We start from the raw sequence: 18,857 nt of genomic DNA, 5'->3' as shown, positions 1-18,857 counted from the left end.
CGGCGCCGCTCGCCCGCCCGGGTCACGCCACGTCCTCCCGGATGCGCTGTGCCCCCCTCAGACGCGCCGGTGCCGCGCGGCGGTTCTCCGCGACCTCCTCCTCGGTGGGCAGCTCCGCGCCACGGGTCAGCAGTTTCAGCCGCGGCTGGTACTCCTCGGGTACGACGGGCAGCCCGGGCGGCGCCGTGATCGCGGCGCCGGCCGCGAAGACCTGCTTGACCAGCCGGTCCTCGAGGGAGTGGTACGACAGGACGGCGATTCGTCCACCGACGGCGAGGGAGGCGACCGCCGCGGGAATCGCCCGCTCGAGGACGGTCAACTCTCCGTTCACCTCGATGCGCAGGGCCTGGAACGTCCGCTTGGCCGGGTTGCCGCCGGTGCGCTTGGCGGCCTGCGGCAGCGCGTCGCGGATGAGTTCGACGAGCCGCGCGCTGTTGGTGAAGGGCTCCTTGGCCCGTTCCCGGACGACGGCGGAGACGATCCGCTTGGCCTGCTTCTCCTCGCCGTAGGCGCGCAGGATCCGCACCAGCTCGCCCGCCGGGTACGTGTTGAGCACCTCGGCGGCGCTGAGGCCCGTCGTCTGGTCCATGCGCATGTCGAGCGGGGCGTCCTGGGCGTAGGCGAAGCCGCGGTCGGCCTCGTCGAGCTGCATGGAGGAGACGCCGAGGTCGAAGAGGATGCCCTGGACGCGGGGGACGCCGAGGCGGGTGAGGACGTCGGGGAGCTCGTCGTAGACGGCGTGCACCAGCGTGGCGCGTTCACCGCAGGGGGCGAGCCGCTCGCCGGAGAGCCGCAGGGCCTCCTTGTCCCGGTCGAGAGCGACCAGACGCGCCTCGGGGAACCTCTTGAGCAGGGCCTCGCTGTGTCCGCCGAGGCCCAGGGTGCAGTCGACGACGACAGCGCCGGGCGCCTCCAGCGCGGGGGCCAACATGTCCAGGCACCGCTGGAGCATCACCGGGACGTGTCGGGTCTGGCTCATGCGCCCTCTCAGATCCGGCGCGGGCGAGTCATGCCGGGCCGTGCGTACGCCGCGCACGCGGGGAATTGTGCGGAAAGCCACCGATTACCCGGGTGGTGTCCGTGAACTTCGCGTCACTTTAGTCCACTGGTCCGGCCGGTCAATCAACCGGCCAGCGCGTCGCACGGACCACCGCGTCATTCCTGTGGGTTACATCACTGCGAGGGTCGTTGACGTTCTTTTGTCCGCCCTCACACCGCGCCTGCCCGGTCGGTGACCGTTACCTTCATTGCATGTCGACTTATGCGCACACGCCCGCTGCCGACGCCGCACGCACCGGCGGCACCGTCACCGACCGTCTCGTCGAGGCGAACCAGCGCTACGCCGCAGAGTTCCAGGACCCCGGGATGGACGCGCGCCCGGTGCTCAAGGTGGCCGTGGTCGCCTGCATGGACGCCCGCCTCGACCTGCACGCCGCACTCGGACTGGAACTGGGCGACTGCCACACCATCCGCAACGCCGGCGGCGTCGTCACCGACGACGTGATCCGCTCGCTCACCATCAGCCAGCGGGCGCTCGGCACCCGCAGCGTGATACTCGTGCACCACACCGGCTGCGGCCTGGAGAGCATCACCGAGGACTTCCGCATCGAGCTGGAGGAAGAGGTCGGGCAGCGCCCGGCGTGGGCGGTCGAGGCGTTCCGGGATGTCGACCAGGACGTACGGCAGTCGATGCAGCGCGTGCGCACCTCGCCGTTCCTGCTGCACGCCGACGACATCCGCGGCTTCGTCTTCGACGTCGCGACGGGTCTGCTGCGGGAGATCGACCCCGCTGCGTGAGCAGCTCGACACCCGGAATAACCATCCAACCCCGACATATCCCACCCACTTATCCACAGGCGAGTGACACAACGCGGGAACGCCAACAAGAATGCGGGTGTGACTCCACTTCCGGACTCTCCGGGAGCGGTGTCCGTGTTTCGGGGTGGGCCGTGCCGTCTTGTGTGCACCGGCCCTAGAACGGGCCGAGGAGGGCCGGGTGACGACCTATGACGATCGAGCGAGCCTCACGGATCTGACCACCACCGCGGATCGGATCCGCAGGTCGGTCGAGGGTGTGATCGAGGGCAAGCCAGAGGTCGTACGGCTTTCGCTGACCGTGTTGCTGGCGGAGGGGCATCTGCTCATCGAAGATGTCCCGGGCGTGGGCAAGACGATGCTGGCCAAGACGCTGGCGCGATCCATCGACTGCTCGGTGCGGCGGATCCAGTTCACACCGGACCTGCTGCCCTCCGACATCACCGGAGTGTCGATCTTCGACCAGCAGCGGCGTGAGTTCGAGTTCAAGCCGGGCGCGATCTTCGCGCAGATCGTGATCGGCGACGAGATCAACCGCGCGTCGCCCAAGACGCAGTCCGCGCTGCTGGAGTCGATGGAGGAGCGCCAGGTCACCATCGACGGCCACAGCTACGAGCTGCCCAACCCCTTCATGGTGGTGGCCACTCAGAACCCGGTGGAGATGGAGGGCACCTACCCGCTCCCCGAGGCGCAGCGCGACCGCTTCATGGCGCGCGTCTCCATCGGCTACCCCAGCGCGGCCGCCGAGCTGCAGATGCTGGACGTCCACGGCGGCATCTCCCCGCTGGACGACCTGCAGCCCGTGGCGCACGCCCACGACATCGTGAAGCTGATCGAGGCGGTGCGCGCGGTGCACGTCGCCGAGTCCGTCCGGCGCTACGCGGTGGATCTCGTCGCCGCGACCCGCAGCCACACCGATCTCAGACTCGGCGCCTCCCCGCGCGCGACGCTGCATCTGCTGCGCGCCGCGAAGGCGTCCGCAGCCCTCAGCGGCCGCGAGTACGCCCTCCCCGACGACGTGCAGGCCCTCGCCGTGCAGGTCCTCGCGCACCGGCTGCTGCCCACGGCACAGGCCCAGCTCAACCGCCGCACGGCCGAGCAGGTCGTCCTGGACATCGTCAATCGTACGGCCGTGCCCACCACCGGCAGTTCCGACGGCGCGTACGTCTCCGGCCGGCCGGCACAGCCGACGCTCTACGGCCAGCAGCCCGGCGCCCGGCGGCTGTGATGACGCCCGGGAGGCCTGCCGCCTCTGCGGGCCCGGACGGCAAGGAAGCCGGCGGCATGCGGGCGGCGCTCGGCGGGCTCACCACCCGCGGTCGCTCGTTCCTCGCCGCCGGTGTGGCTGCCGCCGTGTGCGCGTACGTCCTGGGCCAGAGCGACCTGCTCCGCGTCGGGCTGCTGCTCGCCGTGCTGCCGCTGATCTGTGTGGCCGTGCTGTACCGCACCCGTTACCGCGTCGCGGCCAGCCGCCGGCTGACGCCGGGCCGGGTACCCGCCGGTTCCGAGGCGCGGGTGCATCTGCGCATGGACAACGTCTCGCGGATGCCGACCGGGCTGCTGATGCTCCAGGACCATGTGCCCTATGTGCTGGGCCCGCGGCCCCGCTTCGTCCTGGACCGGGTCGAGGCGGGCGGCAGACGCGAGGTGTCCTACCGGGTCCGTTCCGATCTGCGGGGCCGCTATCCGCTCGGACCGCTCCAGCTGCGGCTGAACGACCCGTTCGGCATGTGCGAGCTCACCCGCTCGTTCAGCGCCTTCGACACCCTCACGGTCATACCCCGTACGGAGACGCTGCCCGCGGTGCGGCTGGCGGGCGAGGCCTCCGGCTACGGCGACGGCCGCCAGCGCTCGCTCGCTCTGGCCGGCGACGACGACATCATCCCGCGCGCCTACCGCTACGGCGACGATCTGCGACGAGTGCACTGGCGCTCCACGGCGCGCTACGGCGAGCTGATGGTCCGGCGCGAGGAGCAGCCACAGCGGGCCAGATGCACCGTGCTGCTGGACACCCGCCGACTGGCCTATGAGGGGGCAGGCCCCGACTCGGCCTTCGAGTGGGCCGTGTCCGGCGCGGCCTCCGCTCTGACGCATCTGCTGGAACGCGGCTTCGCCGTCCGACTGTTGACGGACACGGGAAGCTCCGTCCCCGGTGAGGGCGCCGAGGGGTTCGCCTCGTCGCAGGAGTCCGTGGAGTCCGCCGGTCTGATGATGGACACGCTCGCCGTCGTCGACCACTCCGACGGCGCCGGCCTGTCGCGGGCGTACGACGTGCTGCGCGGCGGCGGCGAAGGGCTGCTGGTCGCCTTCTTCGGGGATCTGGACGAGGAACAGGCCGCGCTGGCGGCCAGGATGCGGCACCGCAGCGGTTCCGCCGTCGCCTTCGTCGTGGACAGCGGCACCTGGCTGACCGGCGGGGCCGTGGCGGGGGCGCTCGACGACCGGCTGCGGCAGCTGCGCGACGCGGGCTGGACGGCACTGGCGGTGACGCCGGGGACGCGGCTCGCGGATTTGTGGCAGCAGGCGGCCCGGGAGCGCACCGGCGAGTCGTCGGCCGCCGGTACGAACGGGTCCTGGGGAGGTCGGTCATGAGCGGTCGCGGACGGCTCGCGCTGTGCGCCTTCGCCGCCACGCTGATGGCGGCGGGAGCGCTGCTGCCCCTGGTCGATCCGCCCAACTGGCTGATCCAGGCGGCGTTCCTGCTGGCGATCCAGGCCGGGGCGGGCGCGCTCGCGCGGCGGGTGCCGCTGGCCCGGCCGCTGACCGTGGCAGTGCAGGTGCTGGTGACGCTTCTTGTGCTCACCGTCGTCTTCACGCGCGAACAGGCGGTGCTCGGCCTGCTGCCGGGGCCCGACGCGTTCGCCCGGTTCGGCGAGTTGCTGCAGGCCGGTACCGCCGATGTCGGCAAGTACGCCATCCCGGCCCCCGCGACCGACGGGATCAGACTGCTGGTGATCGGCGGCGTACTGGTCATCGGTCTGGCGGTGGACGCGCTGGCCGTGACGTTCCGCAGCGCCGCACCGGCGGGTCTTCCACTCCTGGCGCTCTACTCGGTGGCTGCCGGGCTCTCCGGCGGCGGGGCCAGCTGGCTGTGGTTCCTGCTTGCCGCCTCCGGCTACCTGCTGCTGCTGCTCGCCGAAGGCCGTGACCGGCTGTCCCAGTGGGGGCGCGTCTTCGGCGGCGCCGGCAGTGCCCAGCGACGTTCGACCGGCGGGTTGGACCCGACGGACGGGCGTCCGCAGGCCCCGGTCCGAGCGGGCCGCAGGATCGGTGTGCTCGCGCTGGGCGTCGCGCTCGCGGTCCCGGCGGCCCTGCCGGCGCTGGACGGCGGTCTGCTCGGCGGCTTCGGCAACGGCCCGGGCGGCGGGGTCGGAGGAGGCGGTGGCGGCACCATCTCGGCCGTCAACCCCCTGGTTTCGCTCCAGGACAATCTGAACCAGCCGCAGAACCGCGAGGTGCTTCGCTACCGCACCAACGCGCCGGACAACCGGGACATGTATCTGCGGATCCTGGCCCTCGACCGGTTCGACGGCACGTCGTGGCGCTCCTCGGAGCGCAAGGTCACCAATGTGCCCGAGCGTCTGCCCGAGCCGCCCGGTCTGAGCCCGTCGGTGCAGGTCACCGAAGTGAAGACCAATCTGTCGGCGGCCGGTGACTACAAGCAGAACTGGCTGCCGATGCCCTACCCGGCGACGACGGTGGCCATCGACGGCCGCTGGCGTTTCGAGCCCGCCGGACGGACGCTCGTCGGCGACCGCAGGCAGACCACGGCCGGCGTGCAGTACTCGGTCAGCAGCCTCGTCGTGCAGCCGACCCAGGAGCAGCTGGCGGATGCTCCCGCGCCGCCCGCCGCGCTGCTGCAGGAATACACCCGGGTGCCCGACGTGCTGCCGGACGACGTCAGGGAAACCGCCGTCACGGTCACCAGGGGCGCGGCGAACGACTACGAGCGAGCGAAGAAGCTCGAGGAGTGGTTCGCGGACAACGGCGGCTTCGAGTACAACACGGACGTCCGTTCGGGCACGGGCGCGACGGCGATCAGCCGCTTCCTGAAGGACAGGAAGGGCTTCTGCGTCCACTTCTCGTTCTCGATGGCGGCCATGGCCCGCACGCTGGACATCCCGGCGCGGGTGGCGGTGGGCTTCCAGCCCGGCACCACGCAGTCGGACGGCACGGTGTCGATCGGCCTGCGCGACGCCCACGCCTGGCCCGAGCTGTACTTCGAGGGTGTGGGGTGGACCCGCTTCGAGCCGACGCCGAGCCGCGGCAGCCGGCCCGAGTACACCCAGGAGCAGACGCCTTCCGGCGGGCCCTCGGACCCGGCGCAGCCGGAAGAGGGCGGCTCCGCCGCCCCGGCACAGACCGACCGGCCCCAGGACACCTGCCCCCGCCAGGAGCGGCAGCTCGGCGAGTGCGGCGCGGCCGAACCGCGTGACGTCCAGCCGCCGTCGGCCGACGAGTCGGCCTTGGGTACGGTGCTGCTGGTCGCGTCCGGCGTGGCAGCCGGGCTGCTGCTGCTGGCGGTTCCGTTGCTGTGGCGGATCGCGACACGTGCCCGCAGACTGACCACGCGCGTGGTCCGGCCGGCCAAGCGCGACGCAGGCTCGACGGGCCTGGACCCCGACGGCTCCGATCCGGCCGGTGTGTCGTTGGCCGGGGGTGTCGGGGCGGTCGCCGGCCGCACGGCAGTGGACGACCCTGGCCGGACGCTGGCGGCGTGGCAGGAGGTCACCGACTCGGCTTGGGACGTCGGCGTCCTGCCCGACGAGTCGCTGACGCCGCGCAAGGCGGCGGCCCGCATCGTCACCCTGGGCAAGCTGGAGGACGAGCCCGCGGCGGCCGTGCACCGGATGGCCCGCTCGGTGGAGCAGGTCCTCTACGCACCCGTCCCGCGAACCGGCACGGGCCTCGCGGAGGACGCACGGAAGATCCACGCCGGCCTGCTGGACGCGGTGGGCTTCTGGCCCCGGATGCGAGCGACGCTGCTGCCCCGCTCGTCGGTCCGGGTCCTGTGGACTCTGAGCGAGCGCTGGTCGGCCTTCACGGACCGGTGGTCCGTCCGCCGCCTGCCACTGGAACGCTGGGCCCGGGCCGTTCGCCGACCGAGCCGACAGCGGGGCTGAGCGGGGGCGGGCGGAGCCCGCGGCGGAGCGAGCGGGCGGAGCGGCGCTGAGCCGCCCGGTCCGGCGTGGGCGCCGAGGGCAGCCGGCGCGCGGGGCGCAGCGGGGCTGAGCCGGAGGCGGACCAAGCCCGCAGCGGGGCCGCCGCCTGCGCGGCGCATACGAAGTCGGCTCGTGTCGCGGGGCCTTGGACACGGATGAGGGGCGGCGCTCGAAAGCGTCGCCCCTCATCCCTACTCCAAGCCTTTGCCCGGCGGAGCCACCATCCGGTCCGGTGAAAGTCCGGTGACCGGTGGAATCAGTGGCCGCCCTGCTCGTCGCGGCGGCGCTGCCACCGCTCCTCGATCCGGTGCATCATCGATCTGCGCTGGTGCGGCTGTCGGCGTCCCTGCTCGCCGGTTGCCTGCTGCTGTTCGCCCGGCTTCGGCGCTTTGCGCCAGCCCGTGACCGCGAGAACCGCACAGCCGAGCATCACCAGGAAGCCCACCACACTGATCCAGATCTGCTGGGCGACCATACCGGCCATGAGGAGCGCGATACCCACCAGGAAGCCTGCGACCGCCTGGTAGACCCGTCGCCGGGTGTACGTACGCAGCCCGCTTCCCTCAAGCGCTGTAGCGAACTTGGGATCTTCGGCGTACAGCGCTCGCTCCATCTGCTCGAGCATTCGCTGCTCGTGCTCCGAGAGCGGCACGGAGTCCTCCTCGTCGTCGGTCGCGGGGGCGACCGGTATGCGGCCCTTCCAGGATAGGCAGGGATTCGCCCCCGTGAAACCCGCCCTCTCGCAAACGCCATTCCGGGCCGCCATGCCGATCGGGGTGCTGAGGCGTTGATTCCCCAACCTCCGATCCGTCATGCCGGATGGTGTCCCCCGATCATACGGGGCGACGGCCACTAACGGAGGGTCTGTTGCGTACTCCATCTGCGGCTGCGCCCCTGATCAGCCCCGCTTCTCGCCCAGGACGTGCAGCTGGGTCGCGACGGAGTGGAAAGCAGGAAGCTCGGCGGCGGCTGCCTCCAGCTTCAGCAGCGCGTCCAGGGCGCCGGGCTCGGTGTCCACCAGAACGCCGGGAACCAGGTCGGCGAAGACCCGCACCCCGTGGACCGCGCCGACCTCGACACCGGCCTGGGTGACAGCCTCGGTGAGCTGCTCGGCGGTGAAGCGGCGGGGCACCGGGTCGCCCGCGCCCCAGCGGCCGTCGGGGTCGGAGAGCGCCTGGCGGGCCTCGTTGAAATGCCCGGCCAGTGCACGGGCGAGGACGGCGCCGCCGAGGCCGGCGGCGAGGAGGCTGAGCGCTCCGGCGGGCCGGAGCGCCGCCACCGCGTTGCGGACGCCCTCGGCGGGATCATCGACGTACTCCAGCACGCCGTGGCACAGGACGGCGTCGTAGCCACCGCGCTCGACGACGTCGAAGAGGCCGTGGATGTCGCCCTGGACGCCGCGGACCCTGTCCGCGACCCCGGCCTCGGCCGCCCGGCGCTCGAGCGCGAACAGCGCGTTCGGGCTGGGGTCGACGACCGTGACGCGATGACCGAGCTGAGCGGCGGGCACCGCGAAGTTACCGGTGCCGCCGCCGGTGTCCAGGATGTCCAGGGAGTCCGTCCCGGTCGCCTTGACCCGACGGTCGAGAGCCTCCTTGAGGACCTCCCAGACCACGGCCGTACGGAGGGAGGCGCGAGAGGGTCGCGGTGGGGTCTCCCCACCGGCGGGGGACGGTTCCGACACGGCTGTTGACTCCTCGGGCGATGTAGCTGATGACCTCAGTCCACCCTATTGCCTCCGACTCCCCCGCCAGCGCTCCGTCTCATCCCGCGGAGTCCCCGCGCTCCGGCTGCTGCGGCCTGGGCTGCGGGAGCAAGGGCTGCAGCACCAGCAAACGCTCGACCAGCCTCAGGAACATGGCCGCGTCCCGCAGCAGGTCGTCGGCGTCACGGCGGCCGGCGGCGCCCCGTATGCCTGCCTCCGCACGTGCCCGGCGGTCGGCACCGGAGGCGAACAGCAGGCTCCATTCGGAGAGCTCGGGCGCGATCTCCGGCAGGACCTCCCAGGCGCTGCGGATGCCTCCCCTACGGCTCCGCCGTGGGGATGCCCCATGACGGCGCCGCGGACCGGTCTCGGGGCGGCCGCGGGCGGCGAGCACCGCGGCGGCCGTGCGCAGGGCGGCCAGGTGGGCCGTGGCATACCGCTCGTTGGGCTGGTCGAGGCTCTCGGCCTCCTCGAGCCCGGTGCGGGCCCGGGCGAGCAGGTCGAGAGCGGCGGGCGGCGCGGATGCCCGGCGCGGGACGGGGTGGACGTCGTGCGCGGGGCCGGTCGATGAGGGGGCAGTGCCGGTGGCGCGGCGCCGGTGTTCGGCGGCTGCCGAGTAACTGGCCATGACGAGCCTCCTGTCGTCGTGTGACGGCACTGTGGCCGTATGTGTCCATCGTGGAGGGCCCCACTGACAATCCGCGCTGACCTGGTGTTCTTTCCGGCTGGAGGTGGCGAGAGGACCACTTCTTAGCAGCGGTTCGATCACCGAGGCGGATCCCGGGCTCGCCGTCTCGGTGATCACGGCACTTTGGGCTTCCGCCGGCGAGCCCGGTCCGCCCGGAACGGTGTGGACGAACTCTTCAAGACTCTGTTCCGCTTGGTCGTACGGGCCTGCCTTTGACCCGACGCGCTTGCCTGTCGGAGCCGCGGTGGCAGCCTCCGGCGTGGCTTACGGCCTGGCTGCGGCCGGCATCCGCATGTTCGCGATGTTCACGCAGATCCTGAGGGCGGCCAGCCGTCCTTTTGCTTCGATCGGGGGTTCGGGGGTAGTTTTTGGACTGACTGGTCAGTTCAAAAACTGACGGATGGAGAACTGGGGAGGGGGATCGGGGTGGGGTACGTGGACAGCCCGCACGGCGCGGCCGTCGCCGCCGAGGGCTTCGGAGTGAAGGGCCCGCGCGGCTGGGCGTTCCGATCGGTGGACATCGACGCCGCGCCGGGGGCACTCGTCGCGATCGAGGGCTCGTCGGGTTCGGGGCGCACAAGCCTGCTGCTCGCACTTACGGGTCGGATGCGGCCCACGGAGGGCCGCGCTGCGGTCGCGGGCCTCGAGCTGCCGCGCAGGATGGCCGCTGTGCGCCGGATCAGCGCGCTCGGTCCGGTGCCGGGAGTGAGCGACCTCGACCCGGCGCTCACTGTCGCCGAGCATCTGCGCGAACGGGCCCTGCTGCAGCGGCGTTTCGACGGTGCGCTGCGCGCTCTGCTGCGGCCCCGGGCGGAGCGGTCCGCCGCGGCGCGCGAACGCATCGAGAAGGCACTGTCCACCGCGGGGCTCGACCTGGCGGCGCTGCCCAAGCGGGAGCGCACGTCCGTACGGGACTTGGAGCGGCTGGAGGAGCTGCGGCTCTCCGTCGCCCTCGCGCTGATCGCCGAACCGCGGCTGCTCGCGGTCGACGACACCGACCTCAAGCTCTCCGACGCCGACCGCGCCACGGCCTGGGCGCTCCTTCGCTCGGTCGCGGACAGCGGGACGACGGTGCTCGCGGTGTGCAGCCAGGCCCCCGAGGACGCAGTCGTCGTCCGCACGACGGGCGCCGTCCCCGACGGAGGCAAGGCCCCCTCCGCCGACGCCGTTGCAACGGGCCGGGGGGCGCCCGATACGGACGCCGACACCGATGAAACGGACCGGCCCGCTCCGACGGACCCGGACGCCGGGACCGGGACCGAGACCGAGACCGAGACCGAGACCGGGACCAGGACCGGGACCGGGACAGGGACAGGGACGGACACCGGGACCGAGCGCGACACCGATGAGAACACCAACGAGGAGGGGACGGCCGATGCGATCGCCGAAACTGGCCGCGCTTGAGCTGAAGCGCTTCGGCAGGGGGAAGCTGCCTGCCGCCGCGATCGTCGCGGTCCTGCTGCTGCCGCTGCTCTACGGCGCCCTGTACCTCTGGTCGTTCTGGGACCCGTACGGCAGGCTCGACAAGATCCCCGTCGCGCTCGTCAACGACGACAAAGGCGCGACCGCGGCCGGCCGGAAGATCACGGCCGGCGACGAGATCACCAAGGGGCTGCGCGACAGCAACGTCTTCCAGTGGCACGAGGTGAGCGGTGCCGAGGCCCGCAAGGGCGTCGAGGACGGCACGTACTATCTGTCGCTGACCATGCCGGCGGACTTCAGCCGGCGCATCGCCTCCAGTTCCGGCGACTCCCCCGAGACCGGCGCGCTCCAGGTCCGTACGAACGACGCGAACAACTACATCGTCGGGCAGATCTCGCGGACAGTCTTCTCCGAGGTGCGCACCGCCGCGTCGACCGATGCCTCGCGGTCGTTCCTCGACCGGATCTTCATCTCGTTCTCCGACATCCACGAGGCGACGGAGAAGGCGGCGAAGGGCGCCGACAAGCTCAAGAGTGGTGTCGGGAAAGCAAAGAAGGGCTCGGAGGACCTCGCGGACGGACTCAAGGACGCCAAGGACGGCAGCGGCAAGCTGTCGGGGGGCATCAGCAAGCTGCACAAGGGTGCCGGTGAGCTCGAGACCGGCTCCCGTCAGGTCGCCGACGGGACCCAGACGCTCGCCGACAAGGTCAACGGGGTCGCCGCCGAGGTGCGCCCCTACCTCAAGGACAACGGCAAGTCGATCGGCGACTCGGCCCGGTTGGTGGCCGACTCGTCGCGGGCCGTGCAGCACAACCTCGACCGTCTGGTCGAACGGGCCCCCGGCGCCGCGGTGGTCGCCCACAAGTCGGCGGATGTGCTCAGCGAGGTCTATCGCACGCAGTGCGAGGAGGCGCTGCTCCCCGACGCCAAAGCCTGTGCCGAGCTGAAGCGCGCCAAGATCGCTGCGGCCGACGTGGCCAAGATCGCCGACGATCTCAACGTCCTGATCGGCAACAGCAACGGTGATCTGAAGACGCTGCAGAAGCAGCTCGCCGACCTGGAGAAGAAAGCCGACGCCCTCGCCCGGCGCGCTCCGGAACTGGACGAGGACCTGGCGTACTCCGTCCGCAAGGTCAACGAGCTCAACACCGGTGCCCACAAGGTCGCGAAGGGCGCCGACCGGTTGCACACGGGCCTGACGACCGCCAAGAAGGGCTCCACCGACCTGGACGCCGGTGTGGGCAAGCTCAAGAAGGGCGCGGGCGACCTGGACGGCGGACTCTTCCGGCTGGCCGACGGCTCCACCGAGCTGGCCGTGGGGCTCAACGACGGCGTGGACAAGATCCCGGACTACGACAAGAAGGACCGCGACCGCCGCACCGAGGTGATGGCCGACCCGGTCCAGCTGGCCGGCAAGTCCCTGCACGCGGCGCCCAATTACGGCACCGGCTTCGCCCCGTACTTCATCCCGCTCTCCCTCTGGGTGGGCGCGATGGTGGCGTACATGATCATCCAGCCGCTCAACCGCCGGGCCCTCGCCGCCGGGGCGTCCGCCTGGCGGATCGCGGCGGCGGGCTGGTTGCCGGTGGCTGCGATCGGCCTGCTCCAGGTCGCGGCTCTGATGTCGGTCCTGCACTGGGGCCTCGGCCTCGACATGGCGTACGCGGCCGGCACCGTGGGCTTCCTCGCCCTCGTCACCTGCTGTTTCGCGGCGATCATCCAGTGGCTCAACGCTCGTTTCGGCGCAGCCGGCCGCATCCTGGTCCTCGCGGTCCTGATGCTCCAGCTGACCTCGGCGGGCGGCACCTACCCGGTGCAGACCAGCCCCGGGTTCTTCGGCGCGGTCCACCCGTTCCTGCCGATGACGTACGTGGTCGAAGCGCTGCGCAGGCTGATCACGGGCGGCGGTCTGGGCCCGGTCTGGCAGGCGTGCGCGGTGCTGTCGGCCTTCACCGCGGGCGCGCTGGCGCTGACCGCCCTGTCCGCACGGCGCAAGCAGGTGTGGACGCTGGACAGGCTCCACCCGGAGCTGAGTCTGTGACCATGGGCGGAGCTGTGAGAATCGGTGTCATGGACAGCAGCAGCACCAGACGCCGGGCGACACGCGCGAAGCTCTACGAGGCAGCGGTGACGCTCATCGCGGAGCAGGGTTTCTCGGCAACAACGGTCGACGAGATCGCCGAGCGCGCAGGGGTCGCCAAGGGCACGGTCTACTACAACTTCAAGAGCAAGACCGAGCTTTTCGAGGAGCTGCTGCGCTTCGGGGTCGGCCTGCTCACCGCCTCCCTGCAGCAGGCTGCCGACGAGACGGCGGAGCGCGGCGGCTCCAGGATCGAGGCGCTGGACGCGATGATCAGGGCCGGGCTCGTGTTCATCGACCGCTACCCGGCCTTCACCCAGCTGTATGTCGCCGAGCTGTGGCGGACCAACCGGGCCTGGCAGTCCACGCTCCTCGTCGTGCGGCAGCAGGCGGTCGCCGTGGTGGAGACGGTGCTGCGGGAGGGCGTGGAGGCCGGCGAACTGAGCGAGGAGATCGACGTTCCGCTCACGGCCGCCGCACTGGTCGGGATGGTGCTGGTGGCGGCGCTGGACTGGCAAGCGTTCCAGCGGGAGCGGTCGCTGGACGATGTGCACGGGGCGCTGTCCCTGCTGCTGCACGGCCGGGTGAGCGGCCGCCGGGACTGACGGTCCGGAGCACGGTTTCGGGGGATCGGAGAAACGCCGGGCGGGCTGATCTTCCAGCCCGCCCGGCGTTTCCCGTTTCCCGTTCCCCGTTCCCCGTTCCCCGTTCCCCGTTCCCCGTGTCCCCCGTTCCCCGCTCCCCGTGTCCCTCTTGGTCCGAAGAGCCCGGTCCCCCGTGTCCCCCGTGGTCGTGGGCTCTCCGTCCTGTGGGCCCCCGTTCCGTCAGGGGAGCCGCGCCGTTCCGCCACCCCGTGTCGGCGGTGCCGGCGCCGCGCCCCTTCCGTGGTCCCCACTCTTCCGTCCCTGCAGGTGGGCCCCATCCGCGCGGATACTCATCTCGGCGACTAGGTACGGATACTCAGCTCTGCGCACCGAACCCCACCTTCCGGAGCCGCCGGCTGGTTACGATCGCGTCCGTGTCGGTACTCCCCCTCATCTTCACCAGCGGCTGGGCCAGCGGGATCAACGCATACGCGGTGATCCTTCTGTTCGGCATATTCGGCGCGACCGGCATGTCGGACGAGGTACCGCAGTCGCTGCAGCGGACCGACGTCCTGATCGCCGCGGGGGTGCTCTTCCTGTGCGAGGCGGTGGCGGACAAGATCCCGTACGTCGACTCGATATGGGACTCCGTCCACACCGTGATCCGTCCCGTGGCCGGCGCGGTCGTCGCCGCTCTGCTGGCGGGCGAGAGCGGGTCGCTGCCGGAGCTCGCGGCGGGCGCCGTGGGCGGTTCGACCGCCCTGGTGAGCCATCTGGTCAAGGCGGGCACGCGGATGGCCGTCAACACGTCGCCGGAGCCGTTCAGCAACATCGGCCTGAGCGTGGCGGAGGACCTGGGTGTCGCCGGGATCATCTCGTTCGCGGTCTTCAACCCGGTGGCCGCGGCGATCATCGCGGGCGCACTGCTGGTACTGGGCATCGTCACCGTGTTCTTCCTGGCCTCGCGGATCCGCCGTTTCCTGCGGCGCAGGGCCCGGCGCCGGGAGGAGAAACGCCTGACGGGCGCGGCACGCAGACCACCGGACTGGTGACCACGGCACCCCCGAGCGCACCCGGCCAGGGCCGTGTCAGTCCTGATCAGTAGAGTCACGTGCATGGCACGGATTGCGGTGATCGGCGCCGGGATGGGCGCCATGGCGGCTGCCGCCCGGCTGGCCGTGGCAGGCCACCGGGTGACGGTGTACGAGCGTTCGGCAACGCACGGCGGTGCCCTCGGCCGCTTCGAACGGGACGGCTTCGCCTTCGACACCGGGCCCGGTCTGCTACACCTCCCGGCGGTATGGCGGGACCTGTTCGTCAAGACCGGCAAGGAGCCGCTGGAGCGGTGCGTCGAGCTGACCCAGGTCGACCCGGCGAGCCGCCACGTCTTCGCCGACGGAACCGACGTCCTTCTGCCGAACGCCTCGAGGGCCGGCATCGTCTCCGCCCTCGAATCGGCGCTCGGACCCGGATCGGGCGAGCGCTGGGGCGAGTTCCTGGGGCGGGCACGCGAGACGTGGGAGCGCTCGCGCCGCCCCCTGCTGGAGGAGCCGCTGCCCCATGACGTCTCACCGCTGTCGACGGACCTCTATCCCGCGCTGCGGCAGGGTCTGTTGCGGCGATCGGCCCGCACGCTTGCCGAGGTCGGCACGCGCGAGCTGCGCGACCCACGCCTGGCGGCGCTGCTCGGCAGCCATGCGGCGGCGTACGGGCTGGACCCGGCCACCGCACCCGCTTCGGCCGCCGTACTGCCGTACATGGAGCAGACCTTCGGCTCCTGGTACGTGAAGGGCGGCCTGCGTGCCCTCGCCGACGCGGTGTACGAGCGCTGTCTGGCCAGAAAGGTGGAGTTCGTCTTCGAGGCCGACGTGACGGACGTGCTGGTCAAGGACGGTCGCGCGGCGGGACTCGATCTCGAGCACGGCGGCCCGGTCGAGGCCGACGTCGTGGTGTCGGGGGCCTGGATGCCGTCGCTGTTCGAGGCGCACATCGGCCTGCGGAGCCTTCGCGCCGAGTGGCCGCACTGGCAGCCGATGGTCCGGACCGGGCGGCTGAGTGTCCATCTCGCCCTGCGAGGCGGTCCGGAGGCGGGGGCCGCGCACCGCACGGTGGTCCACGCCGCGGACCCCGTCGCGGAGTGGGAGGCGATCCGCGCCGGAGGGGTGGGCCCGCACCCGACGGTGACCGTATTGCGGCCGGACGACCCGCTGCTGAGGCCGGACGACGACCACGAGACGGTCACCCTGGTGTCCACGGTTCCGGCCGAGGTCCACGGCGGGCAGACCTGGGACCGGATCGCCGAGGCGGCCGCGGACCGGATGGTGGAGGCCGCCGAGGCCGCAATGCCGGATCTGCGTGAGCGGCTCCTGTGGCGGGAGGTGCGCCATCCGGAGCACACACGCCGTGCGACGGGCACCGGCCGGGTGCCGGCCCCGGCGCTCGCGGGAGCCGACGGCGCGTTCCTGCCCGTGGTCAACGCCGGGAGTCTGCCCGGTCTGTTCTTCGCCGGGGGCTGGGCGCACCCCGGAGGCGGGCCTGCGCACGCGGGGATGTCCGGCGCGCTGGTCGCCGGGCTGATCGTGGAGGGCGCGGACTTCCGCGGATCTCGGTAGCGGCCGGGACCTCGTGGACGGCCGCGGAGGAAAGCCAGTGGCCGTCGCGGATGTCAGTAGCGGTACTGCTGCTGCTCGTTGTAGCCGGGGTCGTAGTACGCCGAGGGCTGCTCCGGCTGCTCCCCGTCACGCTGCTGCGGCACCCAGACCCCGCCGGGCGGGGTCTCGGTGTGGCCCTCCTGCTGCCCGTGGCCGGCGTACTGCTGCTGGCCGGTGTAGCCGCCGTACGGGTCGTAGGTGCTGTACTGCTGGCCGCCCACGTACGGATCCGAGTAGGTGGCGTACTGCTGCTGGCCGCTGCCGTGGTCGTACTGGCCGGCGTAAGCCGTCTGCGCGGCGGGCTGCTGCCGGCCGTAGTCGCCGTACGGGTCGTAGCCGCCGTAACCCGAGTCGTACGTGGCGTACTGCTGCTCCTCGGGGGTGGCCTGCCGATCCGCGTCCCGCCGGGCGGCGTACGCGTCCTCCGTGTAGATGCCGTAGGTCCCGGTTTCGTCGGGCAACGGCTCCGGTTCGTAGACGTCGGGCGCCGGTGGGGCAGCCGACTGCCCGTACTCGGCGGCGGCATAGGACTCGGAGGAGTCGGCTGCGTAGGGCTCGGGCGTGTCGTAGGAGAGGCCGGTGACCTCCAGCGAGGGCTCCCGGTTCGCCTCCTGGGCCGCGCCGGACCTGCGCCGCCTGCTCACGCCGGGGCTGCCGCCGAGCGCCCAGCCGGTGGAGAAGCCGCGCCGGAAGGAGAGCGTCACATACGTCTGACCGACCGCGAACGCCATCGCACCGAGGGCGATGACCACCACCGACGGCAGCAGCACGCCTATGACGACGCCCAGGAATCCGGCGAAGGCGAGCAGCCGCCAGCGCAGACGGGCCTTGTACTGCAGCAGCACCTCACCGAGGAGCCACAGTGCGACGATTCCGAACGCGACGTAGAGGACCGTCCAGCCCATGCCCGCCCCTCTCCTGCGGCCGCCGCCCCGGGGCGGGGCGGGTACGGCCTGTCAGGACTGCTCGTGCAGTCCGAGATTCTCGTAGATCTCGAGCGTCGCGGTGGAGCTGTTGAGAGTGATGAAGTGCAGACCGGGGACACCCTCTGCGAGCAGCCTGGCGCCGAACTCCGTCGCGAACTCGATGCCAATGGAGCGTACAGCCGCCGGATCGTCCTTGACCGCGAGGATCCGCTCTTTCAGCTCCGTCGGGAAATGCGCGTTGCTCAGCGCGGCGAACCGGTCGATCTGCTTGACGCTGGTGACCGGCATGATCTCGGGGATGATCGGGGTTTCGCAACCCGCTGCGGCGACCCGGTCACGAAGCCGCAGATAATCCTCGGACCGGAAGAACATCTGGGTGATCGCGTAGTCGGCGCCGGCGCGGCATTTGGCCACGAAGTGCCGGATGTCCTCGTCCCAGTCGACCGAGCGGGGGTGCATCTCCGGGAAGGCCGCGACGCCCACGCAGAAGTCACCGGACTCCTTGATGAGCCGGACGAGCTCTGCGGCGTACCGCACGCCCTCGGGATGCTCGACCCACTCCCCCATGGGGTCACCGGGCGGGTCGCCCCGGACGGCGAGGATGTTCCGGATGCCCGCGTCCGCGTACTGGCCGATCATGTTGCGCAGTTCGGCGATGGAGTGGTTCACCGCGGTGAGGTGCGCGACGGGCGTCAAAGTGGTGTCGGCGGCGATCTGCTGGGTCGCCTTGACCGTGCCGGCGCGGGTGGACCCGCCGGCGCCGTAGGTCACGGAGACGAAGTTCGGCGCGACCGCCTCGACCCTGCGCAGCGCGTTCCACAGGTTCCGCTCGCCCTTTTCGGTCTTCGGCGCCCAGAACTCGAACGAGTACGACGTTTTGCCCGTCGCAAGCAGGTCGCGCACCGTGCGGGCGCGATCAGTTCTGGTGGAAGCTGTACCGAGGGCCATACCCGCAGGTTAGCCAGACCGAGAGGGCCACCCAACCAAATCCAGGAAATATGCCGGATTTGTCCATCTGTTGTCCATCCCTTGGACAGACATGGACGATCACCACCGGTCACACGCTCCGGGCCCTGACCCGCTTCGCGAGATCGGCGGCAGCCGCGGCCGGGTCGCCGGCCTCGGTGATGGCCCGCACGACGACCACCCTGCGGGCCCCCGCGTCCAGCACCTCGTCCAGATTGCGGCCATCGATGCCGCCGATGGCGAACCAGGGCCGGTCACCGCTCAGGGCGGCCGTGTACCGGACGAGATCGAGGCCGGGAGCGTGCCGCCCGGGCTTGGTCGGGGTCGGCCAGCAGGGGCCCGTGCAGAAGTAGTCCACGCCCGGCTCGGCGGCGGCGGTGGCCGCCTCGGACTCGGCGTGCGTCGAGCGGCCGATCAGCACGGCGTCCCCGAGGATCGCGCGCGCGGCAGGGACCGGCAGATCGCCCTGCCCCAGGTGCAGCACGTCCGCGCCGATGGCATGCGCCACGTCGGCGCGGTCGTTCACCGCGAGAAGCTTGCCGTGCCTGCGGCAGGCGTCGGCGAAGACCTGAAGATGCTCCAGCTCCTCGCCCGCCTCCATGCCCTTGTCGCGCAGCTGCACGATGTCCACGCCGGACGAGAGCACGGCGTCGAGGAACTCGGGAAGGTCTCCCTGCCGCTTGCGGGCGTCCGTGCAGAGATAGAGCCGGGCGTCGGACAGCAGCGCGCGAGCCGTGGACATGAGGCGATCCCCCCGTTGCTCGGCCGGGGGGGGGGGGGGGGGGGGGGGGGGGGGGGAGGGAGGGGGGGGGGGGGGGGGGGGGGGGGGGGGGGGGGGGGGGGGGGGGGGGGGGGGAC

The 18,857-nt window shown here is 71.6% G+C and carries 16 protein-coding genes; 9 read left to right on the top strand and 7 right to left on the bottom strand.

The window, feature by feature from the left end; genetic code table 11:
• Positions 1 to 22: 22 nt before the first annotated feature.
• The gene (rsmH, locus tag ACZ4SA_RS10745) at positions 23 to 979 is read right to left on the bottom strand and encodes a 16S rRNA (cytosine(1402)-N(4))-methyltransferase RsmH (RefSeq protein WP_468272216.1); all 957 of its coding nucleotides are present in this window, start codon (positions 977 to 979) and stop codon (positions 23 to 25) included.
• Between the two features lie 272 nt (positions 980 to 1,251).
• On the opposite strand from rsmH, the gene ACZ4SA_RS10740 reads away from it, so the two are divergent.
• From ACZ4SA_RS10740 to ACZ4SA_RS10725, 4 genes are all read left to right on the top strand, one after another.
• On the top strand, positions 1,252 to 1,797 hold the full coding sequence (locus ACZ4SA_RS10740) for a beta-class carbonic anhydrase (protein WP_468272213.1): 546 nt from the start codon (positions 1,252 to 1,254) through the stop codon (positions 1,795 to 1,797).
• A 199-nt stretch (positions 1,798 to 1,996) separates the two neighbouring features.
• Entirely contained in the window at positions 1,997 to 3,043 is a 1,047-nt protein-coding gene (locus tag ACZ4SA_RS10735) for an AAA family ATPase (protein ID WP_468272210.1), read from the top strand.
• Positions 3,043 to 4,407 (top strand): DUF58 domain-containing protein, encoded by a 1,365-nt coding sequence (locus ACZ4SA_RS10730; RefSeq protein WP_468272208.1) that lies wholly within the window; start codon positions 3,043 to 3,045, stop codon positions 4,405 to 4,407. The genes ACZ4SA_RS10735 and ACZ4SA_RS10730 overlap by 1 nt, the downstream gene beginning before the upstream one ends.
• Positions 4,404 to 6,938 (top strand): transglutaminase TgpA family protein, encoded by a 2,535-nt coding sequence (locus ACZ4SA_RS10725; RefSeq protein WP_468272206.1) that lies wholly within the window; start codon positions 4,404 to 4,406, stop codon positions 6,936 to 6,938. The genes ACZ4SA_RS10730 and ACZ4SA_RS10725 overlap by 4 nt, the downstream gene beginning before the upstream one ends.
• A gap of 295 nt (positions 6,939 to 7,233) precedes the next feature.
• Here ACZ4SA_RS10725 and ACZ4SA_RS10720 read toward each other — a convergent pair whose 3' ends face one another.
• The 3 genes from ACZ4SA_RS10720 to ACZ4SA_RS10710 all read right to left on the bottom strand — a co-directional run bounded on the left by ACZ4SA_RS10720 (position 7,234) and on the right by ACZ4SA_RS10710 (position 9,310).
• On the bottom strand, positions 7,234 to 7,629 hold the full coding sequence (locus ACZ4SA_RS10720; protein WP_356634496.1) for a DUF3040 domain-containing protein: 396 nt from the start codon (positions 7,627 to 7,629) through the stop codon (positions 7,234 to 7,236).
• Between the two features lie 246 nt (positions 7,630 to 7,875).
• Entirely contained in the window at positions 7,876 to 8,592 is a 717-nt protein-coding gene (locus ACZ4SA_RS10715) for a class I SAM-dependent methyltransferase (protein ID WP_403863577.1), read from the bottom strand.
• 148 nt (positions 8,593 to 8,740) lie between these two features.
• A complete protein-coding gene (locus ACZ4SA_RS10710) occupies positions 8,741 to 9,310 on the bottom strand; it encodes an SAV_6107 family HEPN domain-containing protein (protein WP_468272203.1) in 570 nt (189 codons plus the stop codon).
• A gap of 495 nt (positions 9,311 to 9,805) precedes the next feature.
• Between ACZ4SA_RS10710 and ACZ4SA_RS10705 the strand changes: the two genes are divergently transcribed.
• The 5 genes from ACZ4SA_RS10705 to ACZ4SA_RS10685 all read left to right on the top strand — a co-directional run bounded on the left by ACZ4SA_RS10705 (position 9,806) and on the right by ACZ4SA_RS10685 (position 16,068).
• A complete protein-coding gene (locus ACZ4SA_RS10705; RefSeq protein WP_468272201.1) occupies positions 9,806 to 10,774 on the top strand; it encodes an ATP-binding cassette domain-containing protein in 969 nt (322 codons plus the stop codon).
• A complete protein-coding gene (locus ACZ4SA_RS10700; protein WP_468272199.1) occupies positions 10,746 to 12,833 on the top strand; it encodes a YhgE/Pip family protein in 2,088 nt (695 codons plus the stop codon). The genes ACZ4SA_RS10705 and ACZ4SA_RS10700 overlap by 29 nt, the downstream gene beginning before the upstream one ends.
• Positions 12,834 to 12,862: 29 nt before the next feature.
• Complete coding sequence (locus tag ACZ4SA_RS10695) at positions 12,863 to 13,477, top strand: TetR/AcrR family transcriptional regulator (RefSeq protein WP_356634486.1); 615 nt, start codon at positions 12,863 to 12,865, stop codon at positions 13,475 to 13,477.
• 413 nt (positions 13,478 to 13,890) lie between these two features.
• Positions 13,891 to 14,508: a DUF4126 domain-containing protein gene (locus tag ACZ4SA_RS10690; protein ID WP_468272196.1), complete on the top strand. Its 618-nt coding sequence runs from the start codon at positions 13,891 to 13,893 to the stop codon at positions 14,506 to 14,508.
• A gap of 63 nt (positions 14,509 to 14,571) precedes the next feature.
• On the top strand, positions 14,572 to 16,068 hold the full coding sequence (locus tag ACZ4SA_RS10685) for a phytoene desaturase family protein (RefSeq protein ID WP_468272193.1): 1,497 nt from the start codon (positions 14,572 to 14,574) through the stop codon (positions 16,066 to 16,068).
• 53 nt (positions 16,069 to 16,121) lie between these two features.
• Here ACZ4SA_RS10685 and ACZ4SA_RS10680 read toward each other — a convergent pair whose 3' ends face one another.
• The 3 genes from ACZ4SA_RS10680 to thiE all read right to left on the bottom strand — a co-directional run bounded on the left by ACZ4SA_RS10680 (position 16,122) and on the right by thiE (position 18,741).
• Positions 16,122 to 17,012, bottom strand: a complete 891-nt coding sequence (locus ACZ4SA_RS10680) for a hypothetical protein (protein ID WP_468272190.1) — start codon at positions 17,010 to 17,012, stop codon at positions 16,122 to 16,124.
• A 51-nt stretch (positions 17,013 to 17,063) separates the two neighbouring features.
• Entirely contained in the window at positions 17,064 to 17,981 is a 918-nt protein-coding gene (gene metF / locus ACZ4SA_RS10675; protein WP_468272187.1) for a methylenetetrahydrofolate reductase [NAD(P)H], read from the bottom strand.
• A 109-nt stretch (positions 17,982 to 18,090) separates the two neighbouring features.
• Entirely contained in the window at positions 18,091 to 18,741 is a 651-nt protein-coding gene (thiE, locus tag ACZ4SA_RS10670) for a thiamine phosphate synthase (RefSeq protein WP_468272185.1), read from the bottom strand.
• Positions 18,742 to 18,857 lie beyond the last annotated feature (116 nt).

Source organism: Streptomyces sp. NPDC027962, assembly GCF_055566095.1.
This window is presented reverse-complemented; position numbering and strand designations above follow the sequence as displayed.